The sequence below is a fragment of the Streptomyces flavusporus genome (assembly GCF_046267975.1).
GTDB lineage: Bacteria > Actinomycetota > Actinomycetes > Streptomycetales > Streptomycetaceae > Streptomyces > Streptomyces flavusporus.
In genome coordinates this window covers 4,316,786-4,334,128 of the sequence record NZ_CP176503.1, presented here as the reverse complement: position 1 = coordinate 4,334,128, position 17,343 = coordinate 4,316,786, and the positions used below count along the sequence as shown (strand labels likewise).

The 17,343-nt window shown below is 69.8% G+C and carries 16 protein-coding genes and 1 rRNA gene; 14 read left to right on the top strand and 3 right to left on the bottom strand.

Features of this window, described 5'->3' with window-relative positions; all coding sequences use genetic code 11:
* Positions 1-68 precede the first annotated feature (68 nt).
* From rrf to ACKTSN_RS20560, 9 genes are all read left to right on the top strand, one after another.
* A 5S ribosomal RNA gene (gene rrf / locus ACKTSN_RS20600) occupies positions 69-185 on the top strand.
* 61 nt (positions 186-246) lie between these two features.
* Positions 247-891, top strand: coding sequence for an HAD family hydrolase (locus ACKTSN_RS20595; protein WP_409470456.1), 645 nt, complete (start codon positions 247-249; stop codon positions 889-891).
* 70 nt (positions 892-961) lie between these two features.
* Positions 962-2,158, top strand: a complete 1,197-nt coding sequence (locus tag ACKTSN_RS20590) for an MFS transporter (protein WP_409470455.1) — start codon at positions 962-964, stop codon at positions 2,156-2,158.
* Positions 2,127-3,299 carry an acetoin utilization protein AcuC gene (locus ACKTSN_RS20585; protein ID WP_409470454.1) on the top strand — a complete coding sequence of 391 codons (1,173 nt, stop codon included), beginning with the start codon at positions 2,127-2,129 and terminating at the stop codon, positions 3,297-3,299. Before ACKTSN_RS20590 ends, ACKTSN_RS20585 begins: the two co-directional genes overlap by 32 nt.
* A gap of 254 nt (positions 3,300-3,553) precedes the next feature.
* Positions 3,554-4,369, top strand: a complete 816-nt coding sequence (locus ACKTSN_RS20580) for a phosphatase (protein WP_409470453.1) — start codon at positions 3,554-3,556, stop codon at positions 4,367-4,369.
* A 129-nt stretch (positions 4,370-4,498) separates the two neighbouring features.
* On the top strand, positions 4,499-4,711 hold the full coding sequence (locus ACKTSN_RS20575) for a helix-turn-helix domain-containing protein (RefSeq protein WP_004984898.1): 213 nt from the start codon (positions 4,499-4,501) through the stop codon (positions 4,709-4,711).
* Positions 4,712-4,864: 153 nt separating this feature from the next.
* Positions 4,865-4,963, top strand: a complete 99-nt coding sequence (locus ACKTSN_RS20570) for a 30S ribosomal protein bS22 (RefSeq protein WP_003948845.1) — start codon at positions 4,865-4,867, stop codon at positions 4,961-4,963.
* A gap of 252 nt (positions 4,964-5,215) precedes the next feature.
* A complete protein-coding gene (locus tag ACKTSN_RS20565) occupies positions 5,216-6,277 on the top strand; it encodes an NAD-dependent epimerase/dehydratase family protein (protein ID WP_409470452.1) in 1,062 nt (353 codons plus the stop codon).
* Positions 6,278-6,291: 14 nt separating this feature from the next.
* The gene (locus ACKTSN_RS20560) at positions 6,292-7,416 is read left to right on the top strand and encodes a lysophospholipid acyltransferase family protein (RefSeq protein ID WP_409470451.1); all 1,125 of its coding nucleotides are present in this window, start codon (positions 6,292-6,294) and stop codon (positions 7,414-7,416) included.
* Between the two features lie 67 nt (positions 7,417-7,483).
* Here ACKTSN_RS20560 and ACKTSN_RS20555 read toward each other — a convergent pair whose 3' ends face one another.
* The 3 genes from ACKTSN_RS20555 to ACKTSN_RS20545 all read right to left on the bottom strand — a co-directional run bounded on the left by ACKTSN_RS20555 (position 7,484) and on the right by ACKTSN_RS20545 (position 11,331).
* Positions 7,484-8,713 carry a DUF5667 domain-containing protein gene (locus tag ACKTSN_RS20555; RefSeq protein ID WP_409470450.1) on the bottom strand — a complete coding sequence of 410 codons (1,230 nt, stop codon included), beginning with the start codon at positions 8,711-8,713 and terminating at the stop codon, positions 7,484-7,486.
* A 278-nt stretch (positions 8,714-8,991) separates the two neighbouring features.
* Positions 8,992-9,762 carry an ECF subfamily RNA polymerase sigma factor, BldN family gene (locus tag ACKTSN_RS20550; protein WP_224736098.1) on the bottom strand — a complete coding sequence of 257 codons (771 nt, stop codon included), beginning with the start codon at positions 9,760-9,762 and terminating at the stop codon, positions 8,992-8,994.
* Between the two features lie 657 nt (positions 9,763-10,419).
* A complete protein-coding gene (locus ACKTSN_RS20545; RefSeq protein ID WP_129799447.1) occupies positions 10,420-11,331 on the bottom strand; it encodes an HAD family hydrolase in 912 nt (303 codons plus the stop codon).
* Positions 11,332-11,446: 115 nt separating this feature from the next.
* On the opposite strand from ACKTSN_RS20545, the gene ACKTSN_RS20540 reads away from it, so the two are divergent.
* The 5 genes from ACKTSN_RS20540 to ACKTSN_RS20520 all read left to right on the top strand — a co-directional run bounded on the left by ACKTSN_RS20540 (position 11,447) and on the right by ACKTSN_RS20520 (position 17,160).
* Positions 11,447-11,725, top strand: a complete 279-nt coding sequence (locus tag ACKTSN_RS20540; protein WP_224735940.1) for a glutaredoxin family protein — start codon at positions 11,447-11,449, stop codon at positions 11,723-11,725.
* 236 nt (positions 11,726-11,961) lie between these two features.
* Complete coding sequence (locus tag ACKTSN_RS20535; protein WP_409470449.1) at positions 11,962-12,726, top strand: redox-sensing transcriptional repressor Rex; 765 nt, start codon at positions 11,962-11,964, stop codon at positions 12,724-12,726.
* Positions 12,723-14,465 (top strand): glutamyl-tRNA reductase, encoded by a 1,743-nt coding sequence (locus ACKTSN_RS20530; protein WP_409470448.1) that lies wholly within the window; start codon positions 12,723-12,725, stop codon positions 14,463-14,465. The genes ACKTSN_RS20535 and ACKTSN_RS20530 overlap by 4 nt, the downstream gene beginning before the upstream one ends.
* Positions 14,462-15,457 carry a hydroxymethylbilane synthase gene (hemC, locus tag ACKTSN_RS20525; RefSeq protein WP_409470447.1) on the top strand — a complete coding sequence of 332 codons (996 nt, stop codon included), beginning with the start codon at positions 14,462-14,464 and terminating at the stop codon, positions 15,455-15,457. Before ACKTSN_RS20530 ends, hemC begins: the two co-directional genes overlap by 4 nt.
* A complete protein-coding gene (locus tag ACKTSN_RS20520; RefSeq protein WP_409470446.1) occupies positions 15,454-17,160 on the top strand; it encodes a uroporphyrinogen-III synthase in 1,707 nt (568 codons plus the stop codon). Before hemC ends, ACKTSN_RS20520 begins: the two co-directional genes overlap by 4 nt.
* Positions 17,161-17,343: the final 183 nt, after the last annotated feature.

The window sequence follows — 17,343 nt, the reverse complement described above, 5'->3', positions numbered from 1 at the left end:
TGAAACCACGAACAGCCCCATACCCAGGTCACGGGTATGGCGCGGCAAAGTTCACAGTTTCATAGTGTTTCGGTGGTCATAGCGTGAGGGAAACGCCCGGTTACATTCCGAACCCGGAAGCTAAGCCTCACAGCGCCGATGGTACTGCAGGGGGGACCCTGTGGGAGAGTAGGACGCCGCCGAACAAATTTTGGGAAAACCCCGCACCTTTCCGGTGCGGGGTTTTCTGCGTTTAGGCTCTCTGTTATGCGCTATGACCTCGTCATCTTCGACAACGACGGTGTGCTCGTCGACAGTGAGCCCATCTCCAACAGGATCCTGGCCGGCTATCTGACCGAGCTCGGGCATCCGACCTCTTACGAGGAGTCCATCCGGGACTACATGGGCTCCGCGATGCACCGGATTCATGAGCTTGTTCTGGAACGTACGAGGGAGCGGCTGCCCGAGGAGTTCGACGACGTATTCCACGGGCGGGTGTTCGCGGCCTTTGAGCGGGAGCTGGAGGCGGTCGCCGGGGTTGGTGGTGTGCTGGAGAAGCTGGCCGCGGACGGGGTGCCGTACTGTGTCGCCTCCTCCGGGAGTCATGAGCGGATTCGGGTGGGGCATCGGAAGACGGGACTTGACCGGTGGTTCGAGGACGCCCGGATCTTCAGCTCGCAGGATGTGGGGCGGGGGAAGCCGGCGCCGGATCTGTTCCTGTACGCGGCCGAGCGGATGGGGGTCGAGCCCGAGCGCTGTGTGGTGATCGAGGACAGTCCGCTGGGGGTTCAGGCGGCCGTAGCGGCAGGGATGGACGTTCTCGGGTTCACCGCCATGACGCCGGCCGCCAAGCTCATCGGGGCGGACGAACTCTTCTCCGACATGGGTGAGTTGATCGACTTGCTGGTCTGACCGAAGCTGAGGGAAATTCATCTTTGGCTGGATCTACCCACGGGTACGCCGGGGCCCTACGCTCGCCGCCATGACTGATGTGCTGCGGCGCGGCAGGGCTTCGCTGGCGTTCAGCTTCTTCGCTCAGGGCGTCGCGTTTGCTCTGCTGGTGACCCGAATACCGGCGATCCAGGACCGGTACGGGGTGTCCGACGCGCTGCTGCCCGCCTTCCTGGCGGCCGTACCGATTCTGGCCGGTGTCGGGAGTGTGGCGACCGAGAAGCTGGTGAAGAAGGTTCCGCCCAGCCGGGTGCTGCGCTGGTCCCAGCCGGTCGTGTTCCTGGCGCTGCTCGGGGTGGGCCTGGGGGAGCGGATGGTCGAGCTGGCGGTCGCGCTCGGCGCGTTCGGGCTGGCCGTGGGGGCGCTCGACGCCTCGATGAACATGCTCGGGGTGAGTCTGCAGCGGTCGTACGGGCGCAGCATCATGCTCGGGTTTCATGCCGCGTACAGCCTCGGGGGGATTGGGGGGGCTTCGCTGGCATGGGTCGGGGCGCACTGGGATCTGGCGTTGGCCGTGTCGTATCTGCCGGTTGTGGTGTTGTTGCCGGCCGCCCTGGCGGGGAGCCGGTGGTACGTCGACGGGGAGAGTGCTGGGGCAGCGGATGGCGGGGGTGAGAGCGCGGCCGAGGGCGTCGTCTTCAAGGCGCTGTTGCCGTTGTGTCTGGTGATGACCTTCGCGTACATCGGGGATGCGACGGTCTCCAACTGGAGTGCGAAGTATCTGCAGGATGTGCTGGGGAGTTCGGAGCAGCTGGCGACGGTTCCGTACAACGTCTACATGGTGACCACGTTGGTGGGGCGGGCCGTGGGGGACTTCGGGGTGCGGCGGTTCGGGGCCGTGGGGGTCGTACGGGGTGGGGCGGTCGTGGCGGCGGTGGGGTTCGCAGTGGTGGCCGGGGCGCCTGGGGCGTGGGTCGGGATGGTCGGGTTCACCTTGCTCGGGCTGGGGCTGTGTGTGCTCGTACCGCAGACGTTCGCGGCGGCGGGGCGGCTGTTTCCCGGGGCTTCGGATGCGGCTGTCGCGCGGCTCAATGTCTTCAATTACGTCGGGTTTCTGATCGGTTCGCCATTGGTGGGGGCGTTGGGGGACGCGTGGAGCTATCGCGGGGCGATGCTCGTGCCGATGGTGTTGGTGCTGGTGACACTCGTGTACGCCCGTTCGTTCGCTGCTCAACCGGACCGATACGGTGGCGGGCATGAGCGGCCGCGCACAGCTGATGTGGGATGACGCAGTAACGGGTTACAACTTCGGGCCGGACCATCCGATGGATCCGGTCCGGCTGGCTTTGACCCGGAGACTGGTCGAGGCGTTCGGGCTCGATCGCGAGGTGGACGTCGTGGCGGCCAAGGCGGCCGGGGAGTCGACATTGCGCCTTGTCCATCGGGCGGACTACATCGAGGCGGTGAAGGCGGCCTCCGTGGATCCCGGGGTGGCCGACCAGTCGTACGGGCTGGGGACGTTGGACGATCCTGCGTTCGCCGGGATGCACGAGGTGTCGGCGCTGATCGCGGGGCAGTCGGTGGGGGCCGCGGAGGCCGTCTGGCGCGGGGAGGCGCTGCATACGGTGAACTTCGCGGGCGGGCTGCATCATGCGATGCCGGCGGGGGCCTCGGGGTTCTGCATCTACAACGATGCGTCGCTGGCGATCGCGCGGTTGTTGGAGTTGGGGGCCGAGCGGGTCGCGTACGTGGATGTCGATGTGCATCACGGGGACGGGGTGCAGGCGGCGTTCTGGGAGGATCCGCGGGTTCTGACGATCTCGTTGCACGAGCATCCGCGGACGTTGTTTCCGCAGACCGGGTGGCCGGAGGAGACGGGGGCGGAGTCGGCGGAGGGGAGTGCGGCGAATGTCGCGCTGCCGGCGGGTACCGGGGACGCGGGGTGGCTGCGGGCGTTTCATGCGGTGGTGCCGGAGCTGATTGCTGATTTTCGGCCGCAGGTGCTGGTGACTCAGCATGGGGCCGATACGCATTTCGAGGATCCGTTGGCGCATCTGGCGGTGTCGCTGGATGCGCAGCGGGCGGTGCAGGTCGCCTGTCATGAGTTGGCGCATGAGTACGCCGAGGGGCGTTGGGTGGCGCTGGGTGGGGGTGGGTACGCGGTGGTGGATGTGGTGCCGCGCTCCTGGACTCATCTGGTGGGGATCGCGGCAGGGCGTGCTGTGGAGCCGGAGGCGGTGATTCCGGAGGGGTGGCGGCAGGAGGTTTTTGCTCGTACGCGGCAGTTGGCGCCGATGCGGATGACTGATGGGCGGTGGCCTGTGGTGTGGGGGGAGTGGGAGGCGGGGTACGACCCTGCGGATCGGTTGGATCAGGCGGTGTTGGCTGCGCGGCGGGCGGTGTTTCCGTTGCGGGGGTTGTTGGCGTAGGGGTTCGTTGGCTGGGTGGTGTGGGGCTGGGCGGGGGTGGGTGCGCAGCCCGGCGCTGACGGGGTACCGCCCGCGTCCACCCGTGCCGCCCTGGGGCACCTCCCAGGCCCTCAAGGCACTGGGGGAGGCACGACTGCCCGCGGACTGGCGGGGTGGTGGGTGCCCGCGGCTTGGTGAGGTCTTGTTACGCCAACTGTGCGGTGTTTTCGCTGTTTTCGCGGTGGTCGTCGGGGTCCATCCGTCACGATCCACCCATGGTGACCGTCGGAGCTCTCCGTGCGCATCTTCTGGCTGCCCGGCTTGCCGGGGTTGTGGCGACCTCGCGGGAGGAGAGTCTTCGTAGTTATCGGTTGTTCGCTGCTCGGGATCCTCGGGTGCTGATCGGGATCGACCCCGAATGGTCATGGGAACAGCGGGACTTGATCGGGTTGATGGCGGACAAGTGTGGAGTCTCGGCCGATCCTCGACATGTCTCCGGTCAGGACGTGATCGATCCGGAGCGGACGCTGGTCGCGCTCGAGGCGTTCGCGGAGCGGCTCGCCCTGGTTGCCCGGCGTGGGGCTCCGGTGCTGCTCGGCACCGGGCATCCGCACCGTTTGCTCGGCTTCTACGCCGCCTTGGCGGACGCGCTGTCGGCGGCTGGATGTGCCGTACTCACACCGGCGAAGGGTCGCTGTGTCGACATAACGACCCAGTTCGGTCTACGCACGTACAACCTTGATTACGTACAGGGTGTCGCGTTGGTGCGGGAACCCGGCGCTCCAGACCCCGGTTGTGCGACCGGCGCACACACCCATTCGCCGCTCCCGGTTCGGACCGCGCTGGCCGCGATCGCCGAGGCCGGCGGACCGCTGCCGGAGCTGGTGATCGGGGACCACGGCTGGGTCTGCGGAGCAGGTCAGCTGGGGTTCGAGACCATCGGGCTGGCCGATACGGATGACCCCGCGCTCTTCGTCGGTGAGGCGGAGGGGCGCGTGTCTGTCGTCGTTCCACTTGATGACGCTGTGCGGTCTGATTACTACCGACCGCTTACCCGCTACGTACTCAATCGGGCGTGTCTGTCACAGTAGGCCGCCGATGGGTGCACCTCTTCCCCACTCGCATCACCCGCCCCTACATTGGGGAGTGAGCACGCAACGACGAAGAGTCACCGGAAGGGGAAGCCGGTGGCCGTCGAGTGCGGAAGGTTCAGGTGTGTCATGGCTGCAGCTGGCGAGAGGCCTCTGAACGAGGTTCAGTTCCTTACCGTGGCGGAGGTCGCCTCGGTGATGCGAGTGTCGAAGATGACCGTGTACCGGTTGGTGCACAGCGGTCATCTGCCCGCGATCCGGGTGGGAAGGTCCTTCCGAGTCCCGGAGCAAGCGGTACACGAGTACCTCCGCGAGAGCTACGTGGGGGTGGAAACCGCCTGACGGCGATCCGGGGGGATCGAGCACAGGGCACTTTCGATCTCCCCGGAGCCTCGATTACGACCTCAGCGCTCGGGCGGGTAGGCTAGCCCCTCGTAGGTCGTGTGGGCCCATGGCGCCCAAACACCGAGTGATGAGAAGTGAGCGAGGGTAGTCGTGGGCTCTGTTATCAAGAAGCGGCGCAAGCGGATGGCCAAGAAGAAGCACCGCAAGCTGCTCAAGCGCACGCGCGTTCAGCGTCGTAACAAGAAGTAGTACGGCGCACTGCAACGCCGCGAAAGCGTGTCTGTGGCCCCCCACCACACTCGGTGGGGGGCCACACGCATATCCCCGGACGGACAGACCGCATACGTCCGTCTGAGCACAGGTGACCGGCCCTGGTCGTACGACTGGGGGTTCTCGTCACTTGTTGCTTCGGGCAGTCATCACAGCGCAACATCGACCCGCTAAGTTGGCGAGCACACGGGGAACCCGGCAGGGACGAGGGCTGGAAGGAAGGCGCTGATCTTGGGCAAGGTCGTGCTCGTGACCGGAGTGGCCCGTCAGCTGGGGGGCCGGTTCGTGCGACGGATCCAGCGTGACCCGGAAGTGGACCGGGTCGTCGCCGTGGACGTGGTACCGCCCGAGCACCATCTGGGTGGCGCCGACTTCATCCGGGCGGACATCCGGCAGCCCACCATCGCGCGCGTGCTGGCCGAGACGGCCGCCGATACGGTCGTCCACATGGATGTCACGGCCACCGCGCTGGGCAGCGGCAGCCGGGCCACGGTCAAGGAGACCAACGTCATCGGGACGATGCAGTTGCTGGGCGCCTGCCAGAAGTCCCCCACCGTCAAGCGGCTGGTGGTGAAGTCCAGCACCAACGTCTACGGTTCGGCGCCCCGTGACCCGGCCGTGTTCACCGAGACGACCCCGCCCAAGTCCCTGCCCAGCGGCGGCTTCGCCAAGGACACGGTGGAGGTTGAGGGGTACGTACGCGGCTTTGCGCGCCGTCGGCCCGACGTGGCGGTGTGCGTGCTGCGGTTCGCCAACATCCTCGGGCCGAGCGCCGACTCGCCGCTCGCCTCGTACCTCTCGCTGCCGGTGATGCCGACGGTGTTCGGCTACGACCCGCGGCTGCAGTTCGTGCACGAGGACGATGTGATCGAGGTGCTGCGGATCGCCTCGCACGAGCCTCGGCGGGGCACCCTGAACAGCGGCACCTTCAACATCGCCGGCGACGGCGTCCTGCTGCTCTCCCAGTGCTCCAGGCGGCTCGGCCGCCCCACGGTGCCCTTGCTGCTGCCCGCGGTCACCTGGGCGGGCACCCTGGTGCGTACGCTGGGAATGACGGACTTCTCACCGGAGCAGATCCGGCTGCTGACCCACGGCCGGGTGGTGGACACGACCCAGATGCGCGAGACGCTCGGTTTCCGACCGAAGCACACCACTGCAGAAACGTTCGCGGACTTCGCGCGCAGCCGCGGACCCGGACTCCTGCCGCCGGAGGCCCTTGCGGGGGCCGTCGACCGGATCGCCGCGCTGCCTCTCGCGGGCGGCGGCCACCCCCCGACGCAGAGCGCCAACTGAGGAGCGGAGCAACGATGGCGGACGCCAAGGTCATTCCGTTCGACGACGACCGGTCCCGCGGGAGCGCCGTGCAGCGGCCGTCGCGGCGCCGGAGTGCGGGGAGCCGGCGGGGCGGCGGGGTCGGTGAGGGCCGTGCGGGCCATGAGGTCGGTGAGGTGCAGGCTCTGCCCAGCCGGGCACGTGCGCAGGATGATGGATCTGTGCCTCGTGAGAAACAGCGGCAGCAGCCGGACCATCTGGAACAGCAGGAACGCCTGGAACAGCCCCACCAAGCCGCGCAGCAGCAGCCGTCCGCCGAGGACGGTCTGGATCGGCGCATCGCGGGTGGCCTGGCCTTCCTGCGCCGCCGCCTCACCGGCGACTACGAGGTCGACGACTTCGGCTATGACGCCGAACTCACCGACAACGTCCTGATGTCCCTGCTGCGCCCGGTGTACGAGAAGTACTTCCGGGTCGAGGTGAAGGGCATCGAGAACATCCCCGCCGAGGGCGGCGCCCTGATCGTCGCGAACCACTCCGGCACGCTGCCGCTGGACGGCCTGATGATGCAGGTCGCCGTCCACGACCACCACCCGGCGGGCCGGCACCTGCGCCTCCTCGCCGCGGACCTGGTGTTCGTCCTGCCGGTCGTCAACGAACTCGCCCGCAAGCTCGGCCACACCCTCGCCTGCGCCGAGGACGCCGAACGCCTCCTCCGGCAGGGCGAGCTGGTCGGGGTGATGCCGGAGGGCTTCAAGGGCATCGGCAAGCCGTTCAGCGAGCGGTACAAGCTCCAGCGCTTCGGCCGTGGCGGTTTCGTCTCCACGGCGCTGCGGCGGGGCGCGCCGATCATCCCGTGCTCGATCGTCGGGGCCGAGGAGATCTACCCGATGCTGGGCAACGCGAAGACCGTGGCTCGCCTGCTGGGCTTCCCGTACTTCCCGCTGACGCCGACGTTTCCGTGGCTGGGCCCGTTGGGTGCGGTTCCGCTTCCGACGAAGTGGACGATTCAGTTCGGTGAGCCGATTCCGACGGGTGGTTATCCGCCGGAGGCAGCCGAGGATCCGATGCTGATGTTCAATCTGACCGATCAGGTCAGGGAGCAGATCCAGCACACGCTGTACAAGTTGCTGGTGCAACGCCGGTCGGTCTTCTTCTGACCGAGGTGGGTGTACGACAACGGGGGCGCCCTTCCTGGGAAGGGCGCCCCCATCGTCGTACGGCCTCCTACTCGGCGTCCTCGCCTTCGATGCCCAGGCCGGGCAGCAGGCCCGGGAGCAGCGGCGGGAGTGTGACGTCGGGCTGGGTGGTCGCTGGCTTGGTCGGGGACGGAGAGGCGCTGCCGGTGTCCTTCGGCGGGTCGAGCAGGCCGCCGGTGTTGCCGCCGAGCAGGCCGTCGGTCTCGCTGTCGGAGTGGGCGGACCGGCTCGGGCCGCCGGTGTCGGTGTGGCCGGAGCCGGACGAGCCGCTGCCGGTGCTGGGCGCTGTGGACCGCCCCGATTGGCCCGAACCCGGGGACTGAGCGGTCCCGGAGCCGCTCCGGCCGCCGTCCTCGCCGCCGCCCTCGGCCGGGGACTGCGGGAGCAGGGACTGCAGCGGGGCGACCTCCTGCTCTATGGCGTCGAACACCGACGACACCTGTTCGCTGACGTCCCCCAGTTGGACGGGCAGCCGGTCGCGCAGGGCACCCCAGGTGTCGCGGTTCGAGCGGGAGAAGGCGGAGAGGGCCTGGATGGGCCCCAGCGAGTCGGGATCGCGCTGGTAGGCCGCGCTCAGCAGGCGATGACCCTCGGAGGCGTCGTGCCGCATGCCGGACAGGGTGCGGCGGACCTCGCCCAGGGACTCGTGGTCGAGGGGGCCGCTGCGGTCGCGCTCCATCAGGCGGCGGGCTTCGTTCAGGCGGGTGGAGGCCTGGTCGAGGTACGCCTGTCCGCGCTCGTCGTCGCCGTTGGCGAGGCCGAGTTTGAAGTCCTCGATGCCGCGCTTGAGGCCGTACAGCGAGTCGCCGGGCAGGGCGTCACCGCTGGCGGCGGCGACTCCGCCGAAGGCGCCCGCGGCGACACCGACGCTGAGTCCGCCCGCGGTGAGGCCCTTGGCCAGTCGCGTCCGGGGCCGCAATTTCCCGAGCGGGGTTGCCCGGTGCGCGCCGCGGCCCCGGGAGCGCTGCCCGGGCAGCGCGGGATCGGTCGCCTCGCCGCCCTCCTGCAGCATGGCATCGAACTGGGCCACGAGCTGCGCTCGCTGGACGACCTTGACCTCGGGGTCCAGCTCCGGCTTGGGCAGCTCATCGAGACCGGCCGCTAGGGCCAACAGGCGGCCCTGCTCGGTCCGTTCCGCAGCAGCCGGGGCCGGTTTGGCTTCCTCGGACTGCTCGGCCGCAGTGCCCCGCTCGGATTGCTCCTCCAGGGCCTGGGCGAAGGCGTTCGCCCGCCGGTGTGCCGATACGTTCGCGATCACTGGCGGCACCTCCTCTCGTGATGACGGTCGACTCCCCAGGGGGTCCTGAGGGTTGCACGCCCTGACCGCAACCACACGAACGAGGGATCGGAGTCGGCCAGGGAGTGACCACAGGGAGCCTGCATCCCGCACAACGAGCGGCGCGGCACTTCGGTTACGGACGGCGGATGAGTGGACCGTGAACTCAACAGAGCTTCACCGTTGGGGGGTTGGGGATTGCAGAGCGTATGGATTCGGTGCGTGCGGGAGGCCGTTTGTCGTGGCCGCGTGCACGGTTGTCAGCGCGCGTCGTCCGGCAGGAGCCGGGCGAGGGTGCGTACGGCGCGGTACTGGAGGGTCTTGATGGCGCCCTCGTTCTTGCCCATCACGCGGGCGGTCTCGGCGACGGAGAGGCCCTGGAGGAAGCGGAGCGTCACGCACTCCTGCTGCTGGGGGTTGAGCCGGCGTACGGCGTCGAGGAGTGCGGCGTTGGAGAGGGACTCCAGGACGGAGTCCTCGGGGGAGCGTTCGACCTCGTTGGCGTCGAGCATCTCGCCGGTGGTCACCTCGAGGCGGAAGCGGCTCGATTTGAAGTGGTCGGCGACGAGGTTGCGGGCGATGGTGACGAGCCAGGCGCCGAAGTCGCGGCCCTGCCAGGTGAAGGTGCCGATCCTGCGCAGGGCGCGCAGAAAGGTCTCGCTCGTGAGGTCCTCGGCGGTCGCCTTGCCCCCCACGCGGTAGTAGATGTAGCGGTAAACGGTGTCGCTGTACTGGTCGTAGAGGCGGCCGAAGGCGTCGGCCTCGCCGGCCTGGGCGCGCTCCACGAGGTCCATCATCCGGGCGCTGTCGCTGTCGGCGGCCGGACGGCGTGCGGTGGCCGCGCCGGCCGGGCGGCCTCGTCTGCCGACCGCGGCGCTGCCGTCGGCCAGTGCGTAGCACGGGCCCAGCGGCGCGGCGGTGGTGAATGCGGGGACGGCGTACGCGGTGGGGACGAAGCCGCGCAACAGGTCTTGGACCCTTGCGCGCAGCGTAGCCAGGCCCGAGGCGTCAACCCCGACGTGTGGGTACACGGGACTCCCAGAGGCAGAGCTTCCATCACGTGCAGTGCGGGACCTTTCACCCGTCGTGGCGACGGAGGGGTACCGGTTTGCGTCTGAGGAGAATAACGCTTCGTGCAGGCGTTGCTACGCCCAGTTGCTCAAATCATCGATTACGTCGCTTCTGTAACCGAATGACGCTCGGTCAAGTGCCGCAGAATGAACGGTTGCTGATCGGAAGGGTTCGGGTTTGGGGTGGGTAAGGGGCGTGTTGTGGTCGGGTGGGGGTGGGGGGACTGGTTGGGGGGTTGGGTGGGTACGGGGATTGGATTGGCCCGTGTTTCGGGTGTGCCCGGGCGTTGCGGCGGTGAGGGTTCCCGGCGCGCGGCGTCGGGGCTGGGCGGGGGTGGGTCGCGCTGCTCGGCGCTGGCGGGGTGCTTCCCCCACTCTCGGCTTCGCCCGAGCGGGGGGACCCCCATCGCCCACCCGTGCCGCCCTGGCAGCACCTCCCAGGCCCTTAAGGCACTGGGGGAGGCACGACTGCCCGCAGCTGCGTGGACCGGCGTAGCCCGAGGGCTAGCGGGCTCGGCGAAGGCCGGTGCGGTGGGTCAGCGCCCCAAAGGGGCGCGGGGAACTGCGCGACCAGCCACGACGCACCCGCAGGTGGCGTACCGCACTCCAGCGGAGCGCTCAGCGGCGGCGGCGATGAAGGGCGATGGCTGCTGCTGTGCCGCCTGCTACGGCGCCCACGCCTGCTGCTGCCGGGATGCCGACCTTGGCTGCCTTGCGGCCCGTGCGGTAGTCGCGCAGACGCCAGTCCTTTTCCCGGGCGTGTTTGCGGAGCTTGCTGTCCGGGTTGATCGCGTAGGGGTGGCCCACCAGGGACAGCATGGGGATGTCGTTGTGGGAGTCGCTGTACGCGGCGCAGCGGGAGAGGTCCAGGCCCTCCGCGGCGGCGAGGGCGCGGACGGCCTCCGCCTTGGCCGGGCCGTGCAGGGGTTCGCCGACCAGCTTGCCGGTGTACACGCCGTCCACCGACTCCGCCACCGTGCCCAGTGCGCCCGTGAGGCCGAGGCGGCGGGCGATCACCTGTGCGATCTCCACCGGGGCGGCCGTCACCAGCCACACCCGCTGGCCGGCATCCAGGTGCGCCTGGGCCAGTGCGCGCGTACCCGGCCAGATGCGCTCGGCCATGTACTCGTCGTAGATCTCCTCGCCGATGGACTGCAACTCGGCGACCCGGTGGCCCTTCACGATGGAGAGGGCGGACTCGCGGACGTCCTGCATGTGGTCCGGGTCCTCGAACCCGGCCAGCCGGAACCACGCCTGCTGCCAGGCGAACTTGGCGAGGTCGCGGGTCTCGAAGAACTTCCGCTTGTACAGGCCCCGGCCGTAGTGGAACAGCGCGGCGCCCTGCATCACGGTGTTGTCCAGGTCGAAGAACGCGGCGGCCTTGTCGTCCCCGCGCACCGGGAATTCCGGCTCCTCGGCGGGGGTGACCTGCGTGGACTTGCGCGCGGCCTCCGCCGACGCCTCGCCTGCCAACACGCTCCGCGCCGTGGCGGAGCGCCTACGGGGAGTGAGCCATCCGAGAGCGGCCATGGCGTGAGCATAGCCATTCTGTTCGGCAGTTCCGGAGTCGGCAGGTTGGAACGCTGTGAACTCTCCGCGACCGTGCCGTTAAGCAAGCGGCCGCCGCGGCGCGAGAATGGCCGACATGAGTCCCATCTTTCGGCGGAAGGCCGCCACGGCTCCCCAGGACCGGCTCGTCACCCTCGTCCGTAAACCCGGTTGTCATCTGTGTGACGACGCACAGGTCGTGATCGAGAAAGTCTGCGGTGACCTCGGCGTGTCGTGGGAGCAGAAGGACATCACCGAGGACAAGGAACTCCATGACAAGTACTGGGAGCAGATTCCGGTCGTCCTGGTGGATGGCCGGCAGCACACGTTCTGGCGCGTGAACGAGGACCGGCTGCGCAAGGCACTGACCGAGTAGTCCAAAACGGCCGGAACGTCACCTGGGATCGACGGCGTCTTGGTCTCGGGGGCGGGAATCGCTGAGGAGAGTGTTCGGTTTTGGCCCCCGCATATCTGCGCGTGACCCCTGTCACGTTGGCCGGGCAAATCGGACACCATCTTTGTGCACGCGTTCACAAAGACATAGCCTGCTTTCGACGGGGCGGTCAGGGAACGTATGACCGCCTGCAGCCCCGCTCTACCCGCAGGAGCACCGTGGCAACTGGCCGAACTCACCGACCGGCGACCCGTAGCCGAGGAATTCCCGAGGCCACCGTCGCCCGGCTTCCGCTGTACCTCCGCGCCCTCACCGCGCTCTCCGAGCGCTCGGTACCCACGGTCTCCTCCGAGGAACTCGCGGCCGCGGCAGGGGTCAACTCCGCGAAGCTGCGCAAGGACTTCTCGTACCTGGGCTCCTACGGGACGCGTGGCGTGGGATACGACGTCGAGTATCTCGTGTACCAGATCTCCCGCGAACTCGGCCTGACCCAGGACTGGCCGGTAGTGATCGTCGGCATCGGCAACCTCGGCGCCGCGCTCGCCAACTACGGCGGCTTCGCCTCCCGTGGCTTCCGGGTCGCCGCGCTGATCGACGCCGATCCCGAGATGGCCGGAAAGCAGGTCGCCGGGATCACCGTCCAGCACAGCGACGACATGGAGCGGATCATCGAGGAGAACGGCGTCTCCATCGGGGTCATCACCACCCCGCCGGGCGTCGCCCAGCAGGTCTGCGAGCGGCTGGTGGCCGCCGGCGTCACCTCCATCCTGAACTTCGCGCCGACCGTGCTGTCGGTGCCGGACGGCGTCGACGTGCGCAAGGTCGACCTCTCCATCGAGCTGCAGATCCTCGCCTTCCACGAGCAGCGCAAGGCGGGCGAAGAGGCTGCGCTGACCGACGGCTCCAGCCCGGTCGCCGCCACGCGCAAGCAGTCCGCCGACAAGGGGCCCGACGGGGACGTACCCGCCGTGATGCCGGCATGAGTCTTCTCGTCGTCGGGCTGAGTCACCGCAGCGCTCCGGTCAGCGTCCTGGAGCGGGCGGCACTGACCGCGGACGGCCAGATCAAGCTGGCCCAGGACACGGTCGCCGCCGAGCCCGCTGCCGAGGCCGCGGTCCTCGCCACCTGCAACCGCATCGAGCTGTATGCCGACGTGGACAAGTTCCACGCCGGTGTCGCCGAGCTGTCCACGCTGCTCGCCCAGCACAGCGGCGTCGGTCTGGACGAGCTCACGCCCTACCTGTATGTGCACTACGAGGACCGGGCCGTCCACCACCTGTTCACGGTGGCCTGCGGGCTGGACTCGATGGTCGTCGGCGAGGGGCAGATCCTCGGCCAGATAAAGGATTCGCTCGCCCGGGCGCAGGAGCTGCACACCGCGGGGCGGCTGCTCAACGACCTGTTCCAGCAGGCGCTGCGGGTCGGCAAGCGCGCCCACTCCGAGACCGGCATCGACCGCGCCGGCCAGTCCCTGGTCACGTTCGGCCTGGAGCAGCTGGCCTCCGGCGGGGCCGTCGAGAAGTGGGCGCACGGCAAGCGGGCCCTGGTGATCGGCGCCGGTTCGATGTCCTCGCTGGCCGCCGCGACGCTCGCGCGTGCCGGGGTCGCCGAGGTCGTCATCGCCAACCGCACCCATGAACGCGCCGAGCGTCTCGCGCAGATCCTCAACGAGGCCGACGACACGGACGTGCCGGCCCGGGCGGTACCGATGGAGTCGGTACGGGCCGAGCTGACACGTGCCGACATCGCCGTCTCCTGCACCGGCGCCACCGGGCTGGTCCTCGACGCCGAGGCGGTCGCCGCCGCGGTCGAGGGCCGCACGGGCCACGCCGTCGCCGTCGAGGAGGGCCACGAGGAGCGTCGTACGACGACGAAGGCCGACGCACGGAAGACGCCGCTGCCGCCCGCCGGGGTCGGCGCCGACGAGGCCTGTCCGCTGGATCTGACGGCTCCGGGCTTCTCCGTGATGGGCGAGGCCGCCGTGGCCGGCATGGACGCGGCCACCCTGGAGCAGCACGCCGCCTGGGCCGCGGGCAGCGCCGTCGACCGGCGTGGTGGGGGCACCTCCCACGCCTTCAAGGCAGTGGGGGAGGTACGTCGTACGCCCGAGGCCGACCCCGAGCTGATCAGCGCGCTCGCCGCGACCGCGGCCACCGTCGGCCGCATCCCCGAGCACCGCAGGCCCGAGCCGGTCGCCGAGTTCCCGCGCCCCGAGCCGGTGCTGTTCCTCCTCGACCTCGCCATGCCGCGCGACATCGACGCCGCCGCGCACCGGCTGGCCGGGGTGCGGCTGGTGGACATCGAGTCGCTGGCAGAGGCCTCCGCGGACGCTCCGATGGCGGCCGACGTCGACCAGGTCCGGCGTATCGTCTCCGACGAGGTCGCCGCCTTCGGGGCGGCGCTGCGAGCCGCGCACATCACGCCGACCGTGGTCGCCCTGCGGACGATGGCCGCCGATGTCGTCGCCGGTGAGATCGCCCGGCTCGACGGGCGGCTGCCCGGCCTGGACGACAAGCAGCGCAGCGAGATCCGGCAGGCGGTGCACCGCGTCGTGGACAAGCTGCTGCACGCGCCGACCGTACGGGTCAAGCAGCTCGCCGCCGAGCCCGGCGGCGCCGGGTACGCGGACGCGTTGCGCACCCTGTTCGACCTCGACCCCGAGACGGTGGCCTCCGTCTCCCGCGCCGAGGACAGCACCGAGAAGAACCGAGGGCCACTATGAGTGACGAGACACTGAGGCTCGGAACCAGGCGCAGCAAGCTCGCCATGGCCCAGTCCGGGCTCGTGGCGGACGCCGTGAGCCAGGTGACCGGAAGGCCCGTCGAGCTCGTCGAGATCACCACGTACGGCGATGTCTCCCGCGAACACCTCGCGCAGATCGGCGGCACGGGCGTGTTCGTGACCGCGCTGCGCGACGCGCTGCTCAGGGGCGAGGTCGACTTCGCGGTCCACTCGCTGAAGGACCTGCCGACCACGCAGCCCGCGGAGCTGGCGCTGGCCGCCGTACCGGAGCGCGAGGACCCGCGGGACGTGATCGTCGCCCGAGACGCGCTGAAGCTCACCGACCTGCCGCGCGGGGCGCGCATCGGCACGGGTTCGCCGCGCCGGATGGCACAGCTGAACGCGTACGCGCGCAGCCACGGGCTGGACATCGAGACGGTGCCGATCCGCGGGAACGTCGACACGCGCATCGGGTATGTGCGCGACGGCGAGCTCGATGCCGTCGTCCTGGCCGCCGCCGGACTGCACCGGATCGGCCGGATCGACGACGTGACCGACTTCCTGTCGGTCGACACGGTTTTGCCCGCCCCCGGCCAGGGGGCCCTGGCGATCGAATGCGCCGCGGACAACGCGGACCTGATCGCCGCGCTCGGTGAGCTCGACGACCCGTTCACCCGGGCCGCCGTGACCGCCGAACGGTCACTGCTCGCCGCCCTGGAGGCCGGTTGCAGCGCCCCCGTGGGTGCCTTGGCCGACCTTCCCCCACTCTCGGCTCCGCTCGAGCGGGGGGACCCCCAGGCCGACAGGCAGATTGTCAAGGAAATGCGCCTGCGGGGCGTCGTCGGCACGACCGACGGCACCCGGATGGTGCAGCTGTCCACCACCGGTCCCGTGCCCGAGACGCACGACCGGGCAATGGCACTCGGCCGCGAACTCGCCGCCGAGATGCTCGCCCAGGGCGCGGCCGGTCTGATGGGGGAGCGAGCACATTGAGCCCCACCACCCTTCCCGCCGCCGGTCCGGAACACGGGCACGTCACCTTCCTCGGTGCCGGACCCGGGGATCCGGGACTGCTGACTCTGCGCGCCGTCGAGGCGCTGGCGAACGCGGACGTACTCGTCGCCGAGCACGAGGTGCTCGACGTCGTACGCACGCACGCCAGGCCTGGCGTCGCCGTCGTGAACACGGAGCCGGGTCCTTCTTCGGACCCCGTTCCGGGCACGGGCACGCCTCAGCTGACGGTTGTTGACGGCGCGTCACCAACCGCTGGGGTCCCCGCAGTGCGGGATGCCGCACATCTTGTCATGGAGGCCGCGCGGGGCGGCAGGCGGGTCGTCCGTGCGGTGTGCGGGGACCCGGGACTTGATACGTACGCCGCCGAGGAAATGCTCGCCTGCGCCGCGGCCGGTGTTCCCTTCGAGGTCGTCCCCGGTGTTGCGGCGGCGGTCGGTGTGCCCGCGTACGCGGGTGTGCCGCTGCGGGACGCACGGGGCGCGGACGTCCGTTTCGTGGACGCGCGGACGGCGTCGGACCGGTGCTGGACGGAGGTAGGGGCGTCGGACGGGACGGTGGTCGTGTCGACGACCCTGGACTCCGTCGCCGCTGCCGCCGGGGAGCTGGTGTCGGCCGGCCGCAAGCCCGATACGCCGCTGACGGTGACTGTCGCCGGTACGACGACCCGGCAGCGGACCTGGACCGCCACCCTGGGCACCATCGCGCAGACGCTGAAGCAGGCGAAGGTGCTGCCGTCGCCGGAGGGCGGGCGGCCGGTGATAGCCGTGGTCGGTGAGCGTTCCGCCGCCGCTCAGCGGGAGCAGTTGTCGTGGTTCGAGTCCAAGCCGCTGTTCGGCTGGAAGGTGCTCGTGCCGCGGACCAAGGAGCAGGCGGCTTCGCTTTCCGACCAGCTGCGGTCCTACGGGGCCGTGCCGCACGAGGTTCCGACGATCGCCGTCGAGCCGCCGCGGACGCCGCAGCAGATGGAACGCGCGGTCAAGGGCCTGGTGACGGGCCGTTACGAGTGGATCGCTTTCACTTCGGTCAATGCCGTCAAGGCCGTGCGGGAGAAGTTCGAGGAGTACGGGCTCGACGCCCGGGCCTTCGCGGGGATCAAGGTCGCCGCGGTGGGGGAGCAGACGGCGAAGGCACTCATCGCCTTCGGCGTGAAGCCGGACCTGGTGCCGTCGGGGGAGCAGTCGGCCGCCGGTCTGCTGGAGGACTGGCCGCCGTACGACCCCGTGTTCGACCCGATCGACCGGGTGTTCCTGCCGCGGGCCGACATCGCCACGGAGACGCTGGTCGCCGGGCTGATCGAGCTCGGCTGGGAGGTCGACGACGTCACCGCCTACCGGACCGTGCGCGCGTCGCCGCCGCCGGCCGAGACGCGGGAGGCGATCAAGGGCGGTGGGTTCGATGCCGTGCTGTTCACGTCGTCGTCCACTGTGCGGAACCTGGTGGGGATCGCCGGGAAGCCGCACAACGTGACGGTGATCGCCTGTATCGGACCGGCCACCGCGAAGACCGCCGAGGAGCACGGGCTGCGGGTGGATGTGATGGCTCCCGAGCCGTCCGTGCACAAACTGGCGGAGGCGCTGGCCGACTTCGGCATGAAGCGTCGCGCTGCCGCGTTGGAGGCGGGGGATCCGGTGACGCGGCCGAGTGAGCGGCGGCCGGGGGCTCGGCGGAGGCGGACCACGTAGGCGGGCGTTGGGGCTCGGGTGGGGTGGGGCGCGCAGCCCGGCGCTACGGGGTGCCTCCCCCACTCTCGGCTTCGCTCGAGCGGGGGGACGACCCCCATTGCCCACCCGTGCCGCCCTGGGGGCACTTCCCAGGCCCTTAAGGCACTGGGGGAGGCACGACTGCCCGCAGCTACGGCAGCTGCG

Bases quoted from the DNA above. Each gene is read 5' to 3' on its own strand.
- ACKTSN_RS20595 (WP_409470456.1), top strand. From the start codon at position 247: ATGCGCTATGACCTCGTCATCTTCGACAACGACGGTGTGCTCGTCGAC.
- ACKTSN_RS20540 (WP_224735940.1), top strand. From the start codon at position 11,447: ATGAGTCCCATCTTTCGGCGGAAGGCCGCCACGGCTCCCCAGGACCGG.
- hemC (WP_409470447.1), top strand. From the start codon at position 14,462: ATGAGTGACGAGACACTGAGGCTCGGAACCAGGCGCAGCAAGCTCGCC.
- ACKTSN_RS20580 (WP_409470453.1), top strand. From the start codon at position 3,554: ATGGTGACCGTCGGAGCTCTCCGTGCGCATCTTCTGGCTGCCCGGCTT.
- ACKTSN_RS20585 (WP_409470454.1), top strand. From the start codon at position 2,127: ATGAGCGGCCGCGCACAGCTGATGTGGGATGACGCAGTAACGGGTTAC.
- ACKTSN_RS20545 (WP_129799447.1), bottom strand. From the start codon at position 11,331: ATGGCCGCTCTCGGATGGCTCACTCCCCGTAGGCGCTCCGCCACGGCG.
- ACKTSN_RS20590 (WP_409470455.1), top strand. From the start codon at position 962: ATGACTGATGTGCTGCGGCGCGGCAGGGCTTCGCTGGCGTTCAGCTTC.
- ACKTSN_RS20575 (WP_004984898.1), top strand. From the start codon at position 4,499: ATGGCTGCAGCTGGCGAGAGGCCTCTGAACGAGGTTCAGTTCCTTACC.
- ACKTSN_RS20530 (WP_409470448.1), top strand. From the start codon at position 12,723: ATGAGTCTTCTCGTCGTCGGGCTGAGTCACCGCAGCGCTCCGGTCAGC.
- ACKTSN_RS20560 (WP_409470451.1), top strand. From the start codon at position 6,292: ATGGCGGACGCCAAGGTCATTCCGTTCGACGACGACCGGTCCCGCGGG.